Origin of the sequence: Hallella absiana (assembly GCF_025457485.1) — a bacterium.
GTDB lineage: Bacteria > Bacteroidota > Bacteroidia > Bacteroidales > Bacteroidaceae > Prevotella > Prevotella absiana.
In genome coordinates, this window is record NZ_JAMXSP010000021.1 from 11823 (window position 1) to 29705 (window position 17883).

At 46.7% G+C, this 17883-nt stretch carries 14 protein-coding genes and 1 pseudogene; 8 read left to right on the forward strand and 7 right to left on the reverse strand.

All coding sequences use genetic code 11. From position 1 onward, the window contains the following. The first annotated feature begins 180 nt into the window (after nucleotides 1-180). The 6 genes from NG346_RS10455 (at nucleotide 181) to NG346_RS10480 (ending at nucleotide 6454) form a co-directional block, all read left to right on the forward strand. Nucleotides 181-525, forward strand: coding sequence for a DUF3853 family protein (locus NG346_RS10455; RefSeq protein ID WP_262288707.1), 345 nt, complete (start codon nucleotides 181-183; stop codon nucleotides 523-525). A 5-nt stretch (nucleotides 526-530) separates the two neighbouring features. After that, nucleotides 531-1931 (forward strand): YfjI family protein, encoded by a 1401-nt coding sequence (locus tag NG346_RS10460; protein ID WP_262288708.1) that lies wholly within the window; start codon nucleotides 531-533, stop codon nucleotides 1929-1931. Between the two features lie 174 nt (nucleotides 1932-2105). Beyond that, nucleotides 2106-2996 carry a PriCT-2 domain-containing protein gene (locus tag NG346_RS10465; RefSeq protein ID WP_262288709.1) on the forward strand — a complete coding sequence of 297 codons (891 nt, stop codon included), beginning with the start codon at nucleotides 2106-2108 and terminating at the stop codon, nucleotides 2994-2996. A 149-nt stretch (nucleotides 2997-3145) separates the two neighbouring features. After that, entirely contained in the window at nucleotides 3146-3607 is a 462-nt protein-coding gene (locus tag NG346_RS10470; RefSeq protein WP_262288710.1) for a MobC family plasmid mobilization relaxosome protein, read from the forward strand. 105 nt (nucleotides 3608-3712) lie between these two features. Continuing rightward, on the forward strand, nucleotides 3713-5887 hold the full coding sequence (locus NG346_RS10475) for a relaxase/mobilization nuclease domain-containing protein (protein ID WP_262288711.1): 2175 nt from the start codon (nucleotides 3713-3715) through the stop codon (nucleotides 5885-5887). Between the two features lie 42 nt (nucleotides 5888-5929). Beyond that, nucleotides 5930-6454 carry a hypothetical protein gene (locus NG346_RS10480; protein ID WP_262288712.1) on the forward strand — a complete coding sequence of 175 codons (525 nt, stop codon included), beginning with the start codon at nucleotides 5930-5932 and terminating at the stop codon, nucleotides 6452-6454. A gap of 63 nt (nucleotides 6455-6517) precedes the next feature. Here NG346_RS10480 and NG346_RS10485 read toward each other — a convergent pair. From NG346_RS10485 to NG346_RS10510, 6 genes and pseudogenes are all read right to left on the reverse strand, one after another. Then, nucleotides 6518-6799 (reverse strand): annotated as a pseudogene (locus tag NG346_RS10485) (cytochrome C biogenesis protein CycH); the annotation flags it as partial. Between the two features lie 11 nt (nucleotides 6800-6810). Beyond that, entirely contained in the window at nucleotides 6811-9687 is a 2877-nt protein-coding gene (locus tag NG346_RS10490) for a TOTE conflict system archaeo-eukaryotic primase domain-containing protein (protein WP_262288714.1), read from the reverse strand. Between the two features lie 70 nt (nucleotides 9688-9757). Further along, nucleotides 9758-11314: an ATP-binding protein gene (locus NG346_RS10495; protein ID WP_262288715.1), complete on the reverse strand. Its 1557-nt coding sequence runs from the start codon at nucleotides 11312-11314 to the stop codon at nucleotides 9758-9760. A gap of 48 nt (nucleotides 11315-11362) precedes the next feature. After that, nucleotides 11363-12814: a tyrosine-type recombinase/integrase gene (locus NG346_RS10500; RefSeq protein WP_262288716.1), complete on the reverse strand. Its 1452-nt coding sequence runs from the start codon at nucleotides 12812-12814 to the stop codon at nucleotides 11363-11365. An 830-nt stretch (nucleotides 12815-13644) separates the two neighbouring features. After that, a complete protein-coding gene (locus NG346_RS10505) occupies nucleotides 13645-14232 on the reverse strand; it encodes a hypothetical protein (RefSeq protein ID WP_262288717.1) in 588 nt (195 codons plus the stop codon). Next, nucleotides 14222-15154 (reverse strand): DUF1998 domain-containing protein, encoded by a 933-nt coding sequence (locus NG346_RS10510; RefSeq protein WP_262288718.1) that lies wholly within the window; start codon nucleotides 15152-15154, stop codon nucleotides 14222-14224. The genes NG346_RS10505 and NG346_RS10510 overlap by 11 nt, the downstream gene beginning before the upstream one ends. A gap of 326 nt (nucleotides 15155-15480) precedes the next feature. Between NG346_RS10510 and NG346_RS10515 the strand changes: the two genes are divergently transcribed. Both NG346_RS10515 and NG346_RS10520 read left to right on the forward strand, forming a co-directional pair. Beyond that, a complete protein-coding gene (locus NG346_RS10515) occupies nucleotides 15481-15837 on the forward strand; it encodes a hypothetical protein (protein WP_262288719.1) in 357 nt (118 codons plus the stop codon). After that, on the forward strand, nucleotides 15834-16169 hold the full coding sequence (locus NG346_RS10520) for a hypothetical protein (RefSeq protein WP_262288720.1): 336 nt from the start codon (nucleotides 15834-15836) through the stop codon (nucleotides 16167-16169). The genes NG346_RS10515 and NG346_RS10520 overlap by 4 nt, the downstream gene beginning before the upstream one ends. A gap of 7 nt (nucleotides 16170-16176) precedes the next feature. On the opposite strand, the gene NG346_RS10525 is transcribed toward NG346_RS10520, so the two are convergent. After that, entirely contained in the window at nucleotides 16177-17763 is a 1587-nt protein-coding gene (locus NG346_RS10525; protein ID WP_262288721.1) for an IS5 family transposase, read from the reverse strand. Between the last annotated feature and the right edge of the window lie 120 nt (nucleotides 17764-17883).

A 17883-nucleotide genomic window follows, 5' to 3' on the forward strand; every position in this document is an offset into this window, starting at 1 on the left:
GGAAAAAGCAATGGACTCATAGAGACTCCGTTGCTTTTTTTATTGCCATAATTTTACGTATAGAGGCTCAATGACATTCTAATCGTTGGTACAAAAAATTAAAGTGATTTTCGTTGTACCAAGAAGCCGAAAAAAGCATATTACCTTTGCAGCGAAATCAAACCATTAACATCTAGTACAATGAACACAGTTTTTTCTTTTGAGACCTTATTGCAGACTCCCGTCTGCATGATGACCGGAGAGCAACTCGCTTTCCTTGTAAGTAACCTGTCCCTGCTCGATGGGCAAGGCAACAAAGCATCCTCAGATAAGGAATCGGCAAAGCCACGCCGTCTTGTTTACGGCATCAAGGGTATCGCTGAGACCTTCGGGTGCAGTGTCCCCACGGCCAACCGAATCAAGCGCAGCGGCGTCATTGACGGTGCCATCACGCAGGTGGGGCGTAAAATCATTCTGGACGCTGACCTGGCACTGAAACTCGCTGCGTCAGCCAAAGCCGATGGAGCTACTAACCTTAATACTTAAAGACCATGGAACAAGCAAAAGCCCATGTCAACGATGTCGTTATCCGTCCAGAGGCACTCATGGACAAGCCCGTTCATGAACTGCCGACAGACTATCTGATGGCGGAGGTGTCGGAGATTGCCGACATCATCGCGCAGGTGATGGACTGCTCAGAGGACATCGTCATCTCGACGATGTTCGCCGTGGTTGCAGGAGCAGTGGGAACAAAGGTGCGAGTCTATGATGGCAAGTACACCAACATGCTCAACGTCAACGTATGCCACGTGGCTCCACCGGGAAGCAACAAGACACAACCAGTGAGCCTGTTGGTAAAGCCCTTGGAAAATATCAGCATGCAGATGCACCTTGCCTACAAGGAGGAGAAACAGCGATGCATGGAACTGAAGGACACGGCAAACATTCCCAATCCGCAGATTCTCTATGTCTCCAATCCGACACCCGAGGCCATCAACAAGATGCTGGCATGGAACCCACACGGACTGTTCGCACGCCGTGATGAGCTTGTGGGCTTCATCGAGGATTTGGGAGGACGTTACAGCAATGGCAGCGGCGGCATACCCGACTTCCTCTCAATCTTCACCAACGAGCATATCTCTATCATCCGCGCTGGCGACGAGCCGCTGATCATCCCCAAGCCGTATCTGACGGTTGTAGGGAGCATACAGCCGGGCATCCTGCCGTCCATACTGGGTAAGGAGCAGATGATCAACAGCGGTTTCAACTATCGTTGGCTTTTTGTCGCACCCGAGATAAGGATCACACTGGAGCGTTCGTTAGTGGGTATCAATCAAACGGTGCTTGACTACTGGGAGCAGCTCATCGTGAAGTACCACAACATCGCGCCGATGACATTCACCTTTGATGACGAGGCGCAGCTGCTGCTCAACGACTACTTCCGTGAGATAAGGATGAAGAAGTGCGAGGGAAACGATGTCTACATGGACGAGGTGCGCGACAAGCTGTTCATCTACCTTGAAAAGTGGGCGGCATTGGCAACGCTGCTGCATGGTGATGAGATTGAGTTCTTCGGCAATGTGCCTAAGGCGGAAATGGGCGACCACTTTGTCAACAACATGCCTTGTCAGCCTGTCATCACAGCCGAGGCGGTAGCGTACTCTATCCGGTGTATGCATGTCTTTGAGGGATGGGCGGAGAAAGTGCACGGGATGATGCAAGCCCAGGATGCCCCACGGCAGATTACCCTTGGCGATGCCATCCGCACGCTTCACCGCTTCCATCCCATCACGAACAAGACGAAGTTCGCTGAAGGCTGTGGCATGACTCGCGAGCAACTGTACAAGTACCTGCCTAAAGTCAATAAGCCAATTTCCACATCTGAAGGATTGGTCAGTGATACCGTGGTTACACCTAAAAGCTCTACAACAGCCTATGAGCAAGACAATTAACAACAGCGTAAACTGTAACCCCGTAACCTCACGTGGCTATGCGTTTGGAATGAAGGAACTTTCGACGGCCATGGTTACATGGTTACAGTTACACACCACCGAAGAACCAGTAAACAATAGCACCTACAAGGAATGTGAGTGTAACCTCATCGATAACAATCAAAGAACACCAAAATGAACAGATCCATATTCGACAAGACCATCTCGGTTTATAACAACGCCTACGACAATGTGGGCAAGAGACAGCTGCTTTCAGAATTTCTTTTCGGCGGGGACTGTCGCGAGGAGATAACAAAAATCCGTGCCACGGAGGACAAGGTAGTACGCTCCGCCCTCAAACGGCAACTGCTATGCGCCACCATCAGCGGAATGTTTGAGCCGACACGCAGCGGCAAGAATCTCAAAGAGCACTCAGGCTTCATCTGTCTTGACATCGACGGGCAGGACAATTCGAACATCAAAGACTGGGAGCAACTGAAATGGCAGTTGACTGCGATACAGCAGATTGCCTACGCCGGTCTGAGCGTCAGCGGCAAGGGACTGTTCCTGCTCATCCCCATCAAGTATCCGTCGTGCCACAAAGGTCATTTCCTGCAGTTGGCTGATGACTTCTCACAGATGGGCATCACCCTCGACCGCAACTGCTCAGACATCTGCCGACTCAGAACCAAGAGCCTCGACGACCATCCATACGTCAATGAGCATGCGCTCGTATATAATAAGGTGAAGGTCATTGAACGTCCGAAAACCTCCTTTGTTGCTGACATATCCGTCAATAGTGGAAGTAATATTATCGGACAAGTATCACAATGCTGCAAGGTGATCGCAGAGAGGGGAATCGACCTCACCTCCACCTATGACAGTTGGATAAAGGTGGGCTTTGCCCTCGCCAGCCTCGGTGAGAGTGGCAGACAATTCTTTCACTTGTGCAGCAGTCAGAATGAGAAGTACGACCGACGTGAGACTGACCGAAAATTTGACAATCTACAGAAGGGTAACGGTAGCATTAAGATTGCCACCTTCTTCAAAATCTGTAAGGACTATGGCGTATCACTTTATCACTAAATCGATGGAGACTTTTTGGAAGTTGACGGGGCAAGTTATGCCGTTTGTCACTACAACGGCAACTTGCCCACCCACGAGGGGATGGGAGTCAGTGCGCTCGAAACTCGCTTACTTTTTCACTTTGTATATAAACCAAACCTGATGATACCATGAAGAATAATACACAAAACAAATCGGAGTACATACAGTTCCGTGTGGACTCCACGGTGAAGAGCCTGGCGAAAGCAACGGCCAACAAGCACTTTGACGGCAACATGAGCGACATGTTCCGCTACTCACTTTATCACTGTGACTTTAGTGGTGAGAGTGGCAGCACTGGCTATGACGGCACAGAAAATAGTTTTACACCTTTAGGGGAAGAGGCTTCAAGGTTGCTGGCAACCATCCACGAGGATTACATGAGCCAGAACAAGGAGCTGAACCATATCGGCAATAACATCAACCAGCTGGCGCACCATGTCAATGCCCAGTCGATTTCCAGTCCGTCGCCGATTACCCGCAGGGTGGCAGATGCTTTGGAGGACATCCGAAAGGCGCTGAACGCCAACCGCACTGTCAACGCCAACATCTGGAAAAAGGTGAGAGAACATTTTACCAACAAGCAATCATAGTCTGACCAGGCTGTGGTCACTCTATGACCAGGCCGTGGTCATCACATGACCAAGCTTCGGTCATCCAATGACCACAGTGCGGTCAATACAAAATAGAATGAAGTTATGATCATAAAGAAGATAGACCCCGTTCACGGCGGTGTATTCCCCGGAGCGGCATACAACGAGAAGAAAGTATTGGCAGGAGTGGCCGAGCTTGCCGGGCATGCCAATATCGACGGCAACTTTCTGCATACCCTGCACACACTTCATGGCGTGGGCATTGACTGCAGCAAAGAAGTGGAGCGGTATCTGCAGTGCCGGTCGCAGACCTACGGCAACACGAGGTCAACACAATGGCAGGTGCACCTCGCCCTTTCCTGCAAAGGACAGGAGAAGAACAAAGAGCAGCTTGTCGGCATCGCACATGCCGTGATGCGAGAGTATGGCATGGGCAAGCAGCCGTATTTCATCTACTTCCACCATGACACGGAGAACAACCACGTCCACATTCTCACGACAAGGGTGACGGCCAAAGGCCGTCTGATTTCCGACCACTATGACTACCACAGATTCATTGCCGCGCTCAACCGCGTTGTCAAAGAGGACCAGCAAAACGACATCGGACGGATGTTTGAGTACAGCTTTACGACCGAGGGACAGCTGATGAACATTGCCCGTGGGTTCCACTACAAGACAGGCGAGTCAAAGGAGAACAACAGTGTACTGTCGTTCTATCATGGCGGTGTCGAGGCCATCAGAGTCCGGCGCAGTGACATTGACGCAAGGATTGCCGAGGTGAAGGCTGACAAGCGTGACATAGCGCGACGGGAGGAGACCGCCAAACGCTTGAAGGCCATCATCATCAAGTACAGAGAGCTGAGTCTGAAGCAGACTCCTTATAGTGCTGATGACCAAAAGATGGAATCGGAAGGCAAAGAGAAAGAACGTGCCCAGACCAAGAAGGAACTGATGAAACGCAAGAAGGTCAAGATACTTCCCGAAATCAAGAAACTGACCGATGCCAAGGGCAAGCCGCTCTCCAAGCTGGAGCAGTATCAGATGCAATGGCTCATTGACGAGCTGCGTGGCAAGTTCGGCATAGCAGTCCACTTTCAGAAGGACAAGAACGGCATTGTCCGCGGCTATGGCATTGTTGACCATAATAACAAGGTGGCGCTCAACGGCAGTGAGGTGATGAAACTCGCTGACATCATAGGCATCATGGAGTGGAAGGCTGCACAGGAGGCGAAAACTACTCGAAAGAAGACCAAGCATGCGGAGAAAGTGGAATCGTCTCCAAAGGCTACCCTTGCAGACAATGTCAAGTTGACGACATGGTCAAATAGGGGAGTTGAGCAAAGTAACATTCCAAAATGGGCTGACCAGTGGAGCAACAGACACTCATACGCTGGAACCTATGGTTCAGACTCGGATAGAGTCAAAGAGACGAGTGCATCTGACACAGGGATAAGTCAAGACCGCACTGCCACAAAACCATCATTCAACAATAGTAGCCAGGCATATACTAGCAAAGAAAACGAGATGCCCAAGGAAACAGTCAAGGCTACAATCTACCGTCCTGACAGTACACTGGACATTTATCTGCCCATGTTCAAGGCAAGGGCTTGCTCCGGGAATGGCAAGAACATTGTCCGCATGGAGCTGGACGGTAAGACATACGACCATGCCATCACCGATAACCAGACAGAATGGTATTGCAAGGCACCGACGGAGGCTCATGACGACATCGCTATCCGACTCGCCGTGTTCTACTTCTATAAGGAGATTTATGAGTCCTACCGTCGACTGTTGGCCGATGCGTATGTCAAGGAGGGAGGTCTGGCTTTGGAGTCGCCGGAAGGAAGCGTAAGATGCTATAAGCGGATGAACGGATTGTGGCACCTTGCATTCGACAGCAACGGCAGCACCATTCATTACGACCTCACAGAGCAGGAGAGCCGGCTGATGAACAGACTCGAAGGCAACGAGGCGGAGTTCAACGAGGCAAAGGTGCGTCTGTTCAAGGAGCATGTTGTCCGTGACGAAGCAAATGCCATCGTGAGGAACCTCCAATATGACAGCGTCGGTGTATTCCCGAGCTATGCAAGTAAGGATGATGTGCCGAACAAGATCTCAGCGTTTGCTGGTCGGCATGCCCAGTTGATTCTTAAACTGATGAGTGCACTGTCACACAATACCGGGAACGGCTTCAACCGTGAGTTTGAGGTTGGCGGCCGACGAAGCCGCTGGGACGACATCGATGACGAGCGTCGCTTCAAGGGCGGCTTGTCAATGTAAGAGATAGTAACTATAGTACAAACCAAAGAAACATAACTTATCATGTCAACAAAGACAAACTTCAATGAGGTATCGGGAAACTTTGACAATACCGATATGGATAACTTCATCGAAAGAATGAAGAAGTGGGACAAGAAAGAAGGTAAAAGTAATGTGATTCCTGTGACTGAGCAGGCAAGAAAGCCTACGAAAGCAGATGCCGCCGTTTCGCGAATAAAGTCTGAGTCCAAGCACAAGTCGGAGCCTGCTGCCAAAAAGAAAGGCAAGAAAGTTGAATCCACGATGCAGAGCACCAAGAAGGAACCTGTTCCATCGCCAGTGCGACAGCCTGCCACCGATGACTCAAACTTTCAAACTGGCAGTCTTGAGCAGCTATGGCAGACAGCAGCCGCGTCGAAAGCGAAGAAGCCAAAAGAGAAGCAGGTGTGGCTGGACGCTGACATCTGCAACAAGATTGAGATGCTCAACCTTAAACGTGGCAAGCCTGTTCCTGTCAAGCACCTCTTCAACGCCATCTTGAAACTGTTTCTTGAAGAACACAAGGCGGAGATAGCGAGAACGAAGTAAAAGTCATATTCTCACAGACTCACATTATCATATATGTGAGTCTGTGAGAATGCTATTATGCCCAATAAGGTCAAAGTTGTAATAGGTTACATTACGACCAACCTGCCTCTTGCCCTCAGTTTGAACAGTTCGGAATTTCCGAACTGTTGAGTCAGCGTCCAATTCGTCATCTTCATAAATATGCTTGATATGCTCACTGACATTGGCTTTGCTGGAATCAAATAACTGTACTAACTGTGCTTGTGTCAGCCACACGGTCTCATTCTCCAACTTCACATCAAGCTGAGTTCTGCCATCTTCTGTCTGATATATGACAATCTTGTTGTCGAGTTCATGGTTGTCCATCATATTAATCTTTATTTGTTGCTCATCATATCCAACAGCTCACCTGCCACCTTCGCATCAGCTATTCTCATAACAGTGTTATCAGCGGAGTGATAGCCAAGAAAATTGACATCACCATACCAGCAAATGGATTTGTCTATGATGGCACATTGGATAGTCTGCGTATCGTTGACAGAATAGGTTCCGCCCACTTCCTTGTACCTCTCTTCGTCATATCCTTCCCTCTTGATATGGACATAAATGCTCACCCCGTTGGTCTGCTGTTCCATGAGCTTCTGTATGATAACAGGATTGCGGTAGATTCTAATCATGGGACAGGCAATAACTATCGAATGTCTGGCATTGGATATGTCGGCGAGAAACGCAGTCTCGAACGAGCCTCCATCATAAATCATGTCAGATGGGGCTTCCGGATTTGTTTGACGAGGCCGGACCTTATACCCCACGGCAGCATATCCTCGCAGTCGGCGCTTATACATAGTCTCGCACATTGGTTGGCGAATGTCAATATAATCATATACACGCACTTCTGTCTTGCCTTCATAGTCACGATGCAAACGGCCAGTGTACTGGGCGACGAGGCCTTTATATGAGACAGGTTGGGCAAGGAACAGTGTGTCGAGTCGTGGAAGGTCAAAACCTTCTGAAATGTATTTCAACGAAGCCACAATTACCATCGACTCTGCAGGCGACACTGCCTTTAACTGTAACTCAATATCTTTCTTCTCTTTAGCAGACGTAGAACCGGTAAGGACGATGACGTGCTTACACAAAGGTTTGATAAGTTCAGCTAATAATGACACATGTTCTACGAGTACGCTTATAATAATTGGTGTGCGTCCTTCTTTCAAGACATTTGCAACATCGCTTATTATCTGTTGGTTCCGTTGCTTGTCGTCTGTCAGTTCATGTAATATCTGGTTATAGCTCAGTTTGTCCTCACCGAGTTGCCTATAAGTAGTGAAACGGGGAATGAGCCATCGGCTGAATTTCTGCTTTGACATCTGTGCCGCTGCGTCTTCAGTGAACCGTATCGGACCGCACTGCATAAAGATGATGGGCTGGTGACCGTCCTTGCGCATGGGCGTTGCCGTCAGCCCATACACATATTGTGCATTAGCATACTTTAGCACCTGCTCAAAGTTGGAGGCTGACACATGGTGGCACTCATCAACAATCACCATGCCATAATTCCGCACGAATGGCTTGACCTCATTGTCAGAAACACAGGATTGTAGAAGAGCAATGTCGATATTGCCGTTCAGCGTATTTTCGTCTGAACTCAGCAGTCCGACGAGCGGCTGTTCCTTCTTTCGCCCCCGTTTCTTAGGAGCCTCTGGCAACGTATAGTTAATGGTCATGAACTCACAAAATTTAGTCTGCCATTGCTTTGCCAACGCTTTGTTGTGTACAAGTATAAGCGTATTGACTTTCCGTCGGGCTATCAGGCCGATGGCTGCAACTGTCTTGCCAAAAGCTGTTGTTCCCGACAAGATGCCGTTGTCGTAGGACATCAGTTGGCTGACAGCTGCCTCCTGCTCAGGTCGTAGTGTGCCACTGAATGAAACATCTATCGCATGTCCATGGTTAGTTTTATCCTCTATCTTTATGCTGACTGAATTCTCTTCGAAGAATTCGATCAATGCCTCCTCACATCCACGGGGCAGGGCAAGCCATTCATCAGAGACATCGGCACACGATATGATCCGCGGAACATTATAGGTGGACAGATGCATGCCGAGTTTGGCACCAAACTCCGGGTTCTTGAAGGACGCAATACGCTTCAAGTGGTTGATAACTTTCGATGACAAACCATTGGTGGGTATATATAGCATATTGGACTCCACGACGCTTATCTCTGCTGGCAAATCATCTTTGGTTACATTCATTGCCACTGGTGTCTCCCAAGGCTTGGCCTCGCTGGTCTTCGATAATTCGCCAAAGTCAGACTGACTAGCATGCAATTTCAATAACGTCTCCAAGCTGTCCGCCGATAGTTTCTTGACCGTGCGCAGATATTCCCATTGGTCAGGGTATTGCTCAAAATGGTCATCAACGAAGACGCTGTTGCCTTTTTTCCTCGGCAACCCTTGCAATGGCAGGGCAACAAGATTACCAAAGCCGCCCTCGGGTAAATGATCCTGATTGGGGAAGAAGCGGTCATAGGACTTGAATGAAATCTGCCCGTCACGGTTCATGGCCTCTGTAAGGATGGCATTGCCCAGTCGTCTTGCCCTACTCGCCAATACTGATTGTTCAAACAATATCCACACATGAGCACCATTACCCGAACGTGAGCGTTCAATAGAATAAGGTATGCTCCAGTCTTTGCATACACCAACAAAGGCCAGCACGTCTTTCTGATAGCCATGCTCGCAGCTCTTGTCGTCAAAATCAGTACAAAGGAAATTACAAGTATCATCGGTCAGAATGGCATAGATTCCAATAGTGAAAGGTTTTCCCCACTCATCCATGCCACGCAAGTGCTTTTCAATCTCGGCGTCACCCAAAGAAACGAATTGACGGTTTGAGCAACTGGCGCATTTGTTTTTCTTCCTATCACAAAGAGGAGTCCAACGGTTGGAACATGCTGGCATGTAACCGGATTTGCTCCTATCCCGACTTTCCCACCTAAGCGCAAACACATCTTCACGGCCTTTAAACAGACTTCGGAACAAATCCTTCCGTTGCTGCAGAATTTGCTCTTTACTCAGTAAAACATGATTGCCAGCATTAGGGAGTACTGTACAGACCTTTTCGTCTTTCGGCAAAGAATTTTGTTCATAACTAATACCATGTGCTAAGAGGATGCCTTTCAGCCTCTCATTCTCCCGGCTTAATCGTTCTAACTTCAGGAGAAGTTCCTCCGTATTGAGCTTTTCTTGCATTTCCAAACTGATATTAAGACAAGGTTATGCGTCTAAAGGTGGCCAGTAGCCACCTTTAGGCGTATTGGCTTTAATCCTCATGAGATTTTTTCCATTCCAGCGCCTGTTTGGTGAGCCGATACATCTGTCTTGGATGGTTGGGCTCGTTGGGGTATTTGCGTTCTATGGCGTGACCAATGAGGCCAGGCACAATGTAACTTTCTCTGAAATATTTTCTATCCTTAAGGCCACAAGACTCCATAATATCATTTGTAGACATGTATCCACTCTTCATCTTATCTATCAATAACTGAACTTGAGGGGTGCTTGGATGGTACTTGGGGGGTACTTGGGGGGTACTTGAGGGGTGCTTAGGGGGTACTTGAGGGGTGCTTGGACCATAGTTGGATCGTACTTGGATCTTACTTGGATCCCTTTTGCCCTTAACTTGGTTCGTAGTTGAGTCGTAGTCGGGTCGTTGAAACGTCACAGTGACCATACCCTTGTCTACCGACCACACCGGACTTGGTAGTCCCTGAGTCTGGCAGGCATCAACGATCCGATGTATGCCGGAGCCCCAACTCTCAAGGAAAGTGGTCTTGAACAGCACGTTGGCAATGATGGGATTATAGGGGAAAGAGCCATGAGGGTCTTTGATATTCTCTGGAGTCATTCCGTGGGGAAGTGCTCCTGGATTGAGAACCTCTACACGGTCATCATAGATTGCGATACCGACAAAGGCATTGTACTCCTCCCAATGACGGTGGCAAAGCGCATTGATCAATGCTTCTCGCAACGCAGCCACAGGAACCTCCAAGTGTTCCTCGCGCCGAATGCCTGTTATCTTTCCACTCAACGACAGATGCTTGAAGCAAAACGCCATGCCTGCATCTAACAGGTCGAAGAAATTGCCGTATGCCCGTTGGTTGTCTAAGAATTCGTTCTTGTCCATTCCTCTGAACCTTGCCATCTGAATGGTGAACTGAGGATAATACCCTTTTTCGTTCTTCGTGAAAAGCATTGCTGCAGCATTGTTAGGCTGATCGTCAGAAGAAAGCAACTGAAGTTTGCCAAGGACACTCTTCAGCGGCTCTGTGAGAACAGAGTCCGGAACACGGCCACCCTCAGCACCCAAGCGCAAAGCTCCGCGAATGCGGTCTTCGTTGAGGTCTGCAATGCCTAACCCGTCAGACTCTCTACGCTCCCACGCATAGAAGTCTGGATGATGGGCGCGTAACCGTTCCTCAAACAACTCACGCGGCATTTGCTTTGTCGTACTTTCCACCCTGTAGTACGGTTTGCCGGCATAAGTATAGGGCTCATGACCCCAGACGAAAGCATCGAAATAGATGGCTATCAATTTCTTCCCGTCGCTGTCGGGCACATCGAAGTAGTTAATCTTCACCTCTACAGCCGGTTCAAGACCACTCAGCGCTTGCGAAATCTCACGCTGTGTGTTGTCGTTAACGTCCTGACCAAGAATTCTGCGTGATGTGGGAGTTACACCAAAAATCAGCCAACCGCCATCAGTGTTGAGAAAAGCACATGCCGTATGCATTGCATCTTTCAGCTCTCCGGTGGTCTTCTTGAGTTCCAGTGTGACGGACTCGTCCTTGTCTATCAATTTTTGTATGTCGTCGATGGTCATAATTATCTTTTTTATAGTACAAAAATACGGATATTCTTTCAAAGAGATCTATTTGTTGCTCATCATTTTTATCAATAGTGCCTGCATCTGCTCCTTCGTCATGTTTGTAATGTCATCTATAGTTGGCTCATCCTCCAGCCGGAGCAGACGTTTGTTATATTCAAACTGCTTGTGAAGAGGATAGGACGCAAGATACAGTTGGGTGACTGTCTTCTGCGTTGAATGCCCCATGCTTTCAGATATATACTGCATGTCAACTCCGGCATTACGAAGATTGGTGGCAAAGGAATGACGTGCCCAAGTGCCGGAGATGCGTTCTTCCCAACCCAAAATGTCCTTGCATATCATGTGGAGCCGTTTGCGTACATTCTGGTTTTCTTGCTGAATACGGCGATGTCGGTCTTCTGCCGTCTCCGCTCCCTTGAGGATGTCGGGGAACACCCGTGCACCTTTCTCAGGCTTCGCACCAATATCATCGATGATGTTCTGTAGCGGTTCAATAATAGGTATGATGACCTCTGCTCCATCCTCGCTGCGTTCTGTTGTCTTCTTCCGCCAAAAGCGGAAAGCCTTACCACCAGTGGAATAGTAATAGTCATCATACGTCAGGAAGGCCTCGTCTGCAAGATTGAAGCCATTGCAGAGATATTGAGCCAAAAACAGTCCAAGGGAGTAATGGACATTAGGCGTGACATCGCACGGCCACTGTTCAGGATAGTCCTTCTCCACAAACAAGTCGTAGAGCTGGGTCATCTTGTCGACATTGAGAAACTCACCCCTTCGTGTTGCTCCCCTCGGTATGGATATGGTGTCTCTGCCATGCTTGTTGGAAAACGGATATTCCATATTCAGCATGTAGCCACGTCTGATGCATTCATTCCAAATCACACGGCATACCCGAAGATAGATACCTCTTGTGGTATCCGAAATCTTTCCAATGCGTTTCTTGCCGCGCTTCACACCATTCATCATGCCCTCATTCCATTCCATGAGCAGTGGTTTGTCAATTTTGAATCCAGTGATGTTTTCTTCGCCAAGAATCTTCTTGAATGAATTTAAGCCACACTGGTAACTCTCAGCGGTGCCATAACGGTCCTCCTTCTTCAGATTATCAATAACGTCCTGCCATACCGTCAGAAAGTTGACATTTGAGACGAGCCCAATGCCCGTAATTGCATTTTTTATAAGTTCCAATGAAAGTTCATGTCCAACATTCAGTCGCGCCAGCATGTCGCCATACTCGCCAAGCATTGTAATCCATTGACGTTTGATCTCAAATTTCGGGGAGCGGCTGGTTTGTACGTTGCATATCTCAGAGAACTCCTTCTCTGAATAGCTGCCACCCACATGATGATACCACCTTTTGCGACTGATAGTGAAACGGATTGACAATGGATATACCTTCACGTCCTTTCGTGAAGTGCGCTTGTCAAGAGTAATTGATACGGTGCAGTTCCGCTCAATGTGGTTACCATAGGATGTCTTTAAGTTGGAAGGCATTGTGGTCATTATTTAGATTGTGAGGACATGGCTTCATAAGGAATAACGGACCCCAAAAGTGACGAACACTAAGCGAACACGCACCCCTTAACGAACACGCATATCATGAAATATCGTTTAATGCCACAAATATACCAACTTTCTGATAAACAAGCAAATAAATCAGAAATTAAATTTCAAGAAAAATCACCAGAAGCTATTCATAATCCGGAGGTCGTGGGATCGTGGCCCACCCCCGCTACACTGAAAATCAAGGAGTTACGATAACGTAACTCCTTTTTTCATACCTTCCGTGAAATTCGCGTGAAATTCAGATTAAAATCCTCTTTTTCATCTATTACATTGAATTTCACGCTATTACATGAAATCATATAAAACACGCCAAAGATGTGGCGGAGATAAAGCAGTTAGCATTATTTAACGATTTGAAATTTGGTATCGAGAAGGATTTCTGAAGGCAAGACGGAAATACTGCACATATAACAGAATGAACTGATGAGCATGAAGATACCAGCATTATCCAGAAATTAGAGAAACATCTGTCATATATCTCATCGCTATGATATTTGAGGGACAGCACCATAAGCACATAGTCCTTATACTGCGAGGCATCCATTCTGCCCCGCAGGTCGTTGTAGCTGCCCAACAACGTGCTGTATAATTGACTTTTCTTTATTACCATACTTATTGCAATTTACAGAATTTTATTCAACCTCCCACCATAAAGTAGAATTAATTTCTTTAGCTCGATGAGTTACCATCGTGATGGCAAACCATCTTGAAGTGCCTATCCTATATAGATGTAAACAAAAAGCCCTCCATGCACAGTCTTACTTTACCAGCTTTATATCGTACATCACGTCTTTCGATTTTTGAATTGGTATAGACTCGCCAACAGACGTATTGTCTTCTCTGTAGAATTTACTTTGCTTGCGAGCTTCATCGGTATCTATGAACCATTCATTAATTATTCCACCATTAGGATAGATCTCTAACGTTTCGTCTCCGCAGGTGATTTTTAACACTCGCCAATGAGGTAAGTCTTTCGGGAACTTTGTGTCTATATCAACAGTTGCAGAATAACCGTTTTCAACAACCCAGTCGGCTGCAAGTTTATCAAGCTTCTTGTCACGAACGCCATATTCGCTATAGTTTACGGCTATTCCACTCTTGTAACTATTCTCGAAATACTGCTCTAGAATGAAATCAAGCGTGAAGTTGCGCTTTATGGGTTCGATGAATGACTTAATGAACTGTAGAGTGACCACCATGCCAAGATAAGACTTAAGATGCTCATCTTGATAAGATACTTTTAACTTCTCTTTCGAGTGAGTGAGACAATAGTCGGTGAACTGGGCGACAATTGCTTTCGCATCGTCGGAACAATTCAGAAGTAAATTGGCGAGTTCATCGCTCATAATGTGCTTTGCTCCTGGTATGGGTTACCATTGTCATCGTCTTATCTTGTTTTGGATAGATGTCTATTGGCTGAGAATTTATCTTAGGTTCAATACCCATGACACAATACAGTGAGTCTGCTGCCCATGAACCGTTCATTGCCAAAGCTTCAATCTTATCACTGAGATATACGTGATTATCAATGATAGCTACAGGATAGAGACCATCTCCTAATTCCACGGAAGCATTACAGATGTTCCCAGACCAATCCTTTATGGACTGAAGAATGTAATAAATTGGCAATGGAATAGACTGGCAATCTCCAACAACGTTGAAGTTGGCTCCGTTCTTTCGTATTTCGAGAATGCGATTCTTGAAGGTATTGGTATCTGTCTCGTCATAATTCCATATAGAGAAGTTCGAGTTGACAAACAATGTTTTGGATCTGGCAGTCTTGCAATCACTAATAATATCCTCAATAGTAGCTTTGACCGCATCAGGATAATGCTGTCTAACGACTTTAGAGAATGATTTTCTGCACTCTATCTCAGCTTTAAGCCATTTCTTAGCACCCTCAATGTCAAGTTCATCAATATATTTTAGCGTAAACTTATCAAGGAGCTCATCTTTGCTTTTAGCATCGTTAAGCTTGGTAATAGACATATCTATTATATGTTCCAACTCAGGTATGCTTGCGAGCTTATTGGAATAGCCGGATCCACCAGGATTAGTATCATATATGCATAGGTGGTCGTTAGGTGTTATGAGGAAGTCTATGTCACTCGCTTCTTTACCTAAATAGAAGGCAAGGCATCTGCTGAACAAAATGCCTAAAGTAGTAAGAAGAGGCTTGTAAGAATCGTTACCGTCGCACCACAGTGAACCGATAGCGTCTTTTACCTTAATCTCACTGTAGTCCGTTTGAATGAAACCACCGAGCATGACATTACGCTGCACAAGAGAACGTTTCTGTTCTACATCGGTGATTCTTATGCAGTAGCTGTGACGAGAGTCCTTAATATTAATATGAGTTTTGGTGCCTTGCTTGTCAAACTTGTCGTTAAACTCCTCTGGGAGGTCTGTTATTGGCCCATTGTCATAATTTGCCCAATTGCTTTCAAGAACAGTTTTACCACAGCGTGTACATACAGCGTCCTATGCGGACGCATCCATCTATTGTGTATTTTTCGAAAATAATTGGACGTGTCCGCATAGGGAGAACAGATGGGTGTTATCTTTGCGGCAGATTATCATTTAAACCTTATCGTATGAAAAAACTTATTTATGCAATGGCAGTTTTTGCAGCTGTTAATGGAGAGTGGCTGAATGGTGTCGTTCTTACTAAAGAGCAGATTGAAGACTATAATGACGGATATGCAACTGCGGAGCAGCTGGCCGCTCTTCTATTGTCGCCAAGAATACTGAAAAAAGTAGATGAAATACAAACAGCAAAGACCAAGCAGGAAATAGATAGCCTACAGGAAAAGAAACTAAAATTAGAAACTGAAATAGCAGAGTTGAAAAAACAACAAAGTGAGATTTTAAAGGTTTACAATACCAATAAAGAACTATACGATAAGTTTAGTAAGGAGTATGCTGATTATCAGAATCTTGTTAAAACATGATTACGGCATTTGATTATAGGGCTAATCTGTTGCCGGGCGCATTCCAAGCTCTTATTGAGTCTGAGGGCATTCCAGAACGAAGTGAATATGATGAGAGACCATCTTTCACGGGATACAGATGGGGCAATGGAAGGCCGTATGTACAGATCCATACTATCCCTGACCATACTACGTACATAGGCATAACGCAAGAAGACTATGAGAGGCTTGAAGAGGGTCGAACAACTATCTGGGAGTTTGTAAATAGACAATATGCTCCGATTGCTGTAAAGAGTTCCCTCAATCTCGAACAACAATTCGGTATCAACAGAGGAAGTGGCATTAGAAGGTAATTAGTGTTCACTGAATTAATATTTCGCTCCACACGGGTCTAAAAAATTCAAAGCCCCGCTTATACCCACACAGAAGAAAATGAAGCCAGAAATCGAATTTCTCAAAGAGACAAAGACAAAGTTCCCTAAGGAACTTCATCACGTTCTTGACGAAATAGCACATTCCCGTCCAGCATTCTGCTGTATTGGGAAGCTTGGCTCGTATGTTGTCGGCTCTGTAGATTCTCTTGCCGGTGCCGAAGGAGCATTCGACTTCGTTTCTGTCCCCAATGGCCTTGGCCATATTGTCGTAATATTCGGATGGCCTTGGCTCTTTAGGAGGCCTGCCGAGAGGCTTGCTGTAAGTCTTTATCTCATTGACTTTCAAGTATTCCCTGTTATTCCTGTTCATATATATCATGTCAGCGAGGATGGTCGCCGGAAGGCAACCGAAGCGCTGCTCAAACATACGAGTGTGGAGTTCCAAGTCGGAGCTTTCGTTATATGCGTCCCAACTATGATGATCGACGAACGTGTAACCCTCATAAATGCTTACGCCAATCTTGGCACCGAACTCGACTTTTGCCTTTGCCTTGCCACGTACGATGGGCCGTATGTGAGGCTGAAAGATGCTGATGATGCGGTTAGCGCAAGTATGCATACTATTCGTGAGCATATCAAGTTGCTGGACGTACATGTCGAAGGTGGCATTGAGTGTATGCTGCTCATGTTTTGCGAGAAGAGCCTTGCTGCCCGTGTAGTTGACAAAAAGCTCGACAATCTGTTTGAGTTCCTTGTCCAGGCAACTAAGCATGTAGGACTTGGTCAGACGGACAAGCCTGCAGCCTTTCTTTTTCATCTTCACAAGTATGAGATAGGCTCTGCGGGCATCCTTGTAAGACGTGCGCCGGTCACTAATATTCAGTGCCTTACAAATGCTATGTATATATCTGTCCACGACCTTACAGCCGTCATGGATGATGTCGACATCTACAGGGTAGCGTACCTCTGCATTGGCACAAGTAGCGTCCATCTTCAGCACTCCTTTGTGGCGTCTGCCCTTCGAGTCTGTAAACTCCTTGGCGAAAGGATCTTCCTCCGCGCCGTTTTCCTTACACTCTTCCTTGGTAGTTCCACTGTCACCCTTTGCCCCAGCATCCCCATCGTCGTCCTTGCCATTGCGCTGCTCCGCTTCGGCCTTGCGCCTTTTCTGCTCTTCAAGCAGACGGACAGTCATTTCGTTTATCTCCTCATCAGTGATGCGCTTGCGGACTGTGACGAACAGCGAGGGATCGAAAATAGGTTGGTCGGTCAACTCCGAGAGACCGCACATATATTGCATGTATGGGTTCTCCTGGATAATCTTGATGGTCTCCTCATCAGAGAGGTTCATCTTGTGCTTGATGATCATCGCGGCAATAATCATCCGGGCTGGCTTGTTGCCTGCACCCTTATCCTTGTTGTGCAGTTTAGAGTTGTAGACCTTCTCCAGTTCGGCCCAGGGAAGAGTATCGCCCAGTATGACCCAACGGTTGGACTTGTCCAGGCTGTCAAGCGACGACCTGAAGATATCCAGCGTCAATTGTCTGTTTTTATTCTGCGACGTATACTTCATCTTCTGTTTTCTTTAACACTACAAAGCTACCAATTAAATGTTAAATCACCAAATAAAAACGCTGCTATTTTCTGAATATCAGCAAGTTGTATATATTCAGTGAACACTAATTATAGCCAT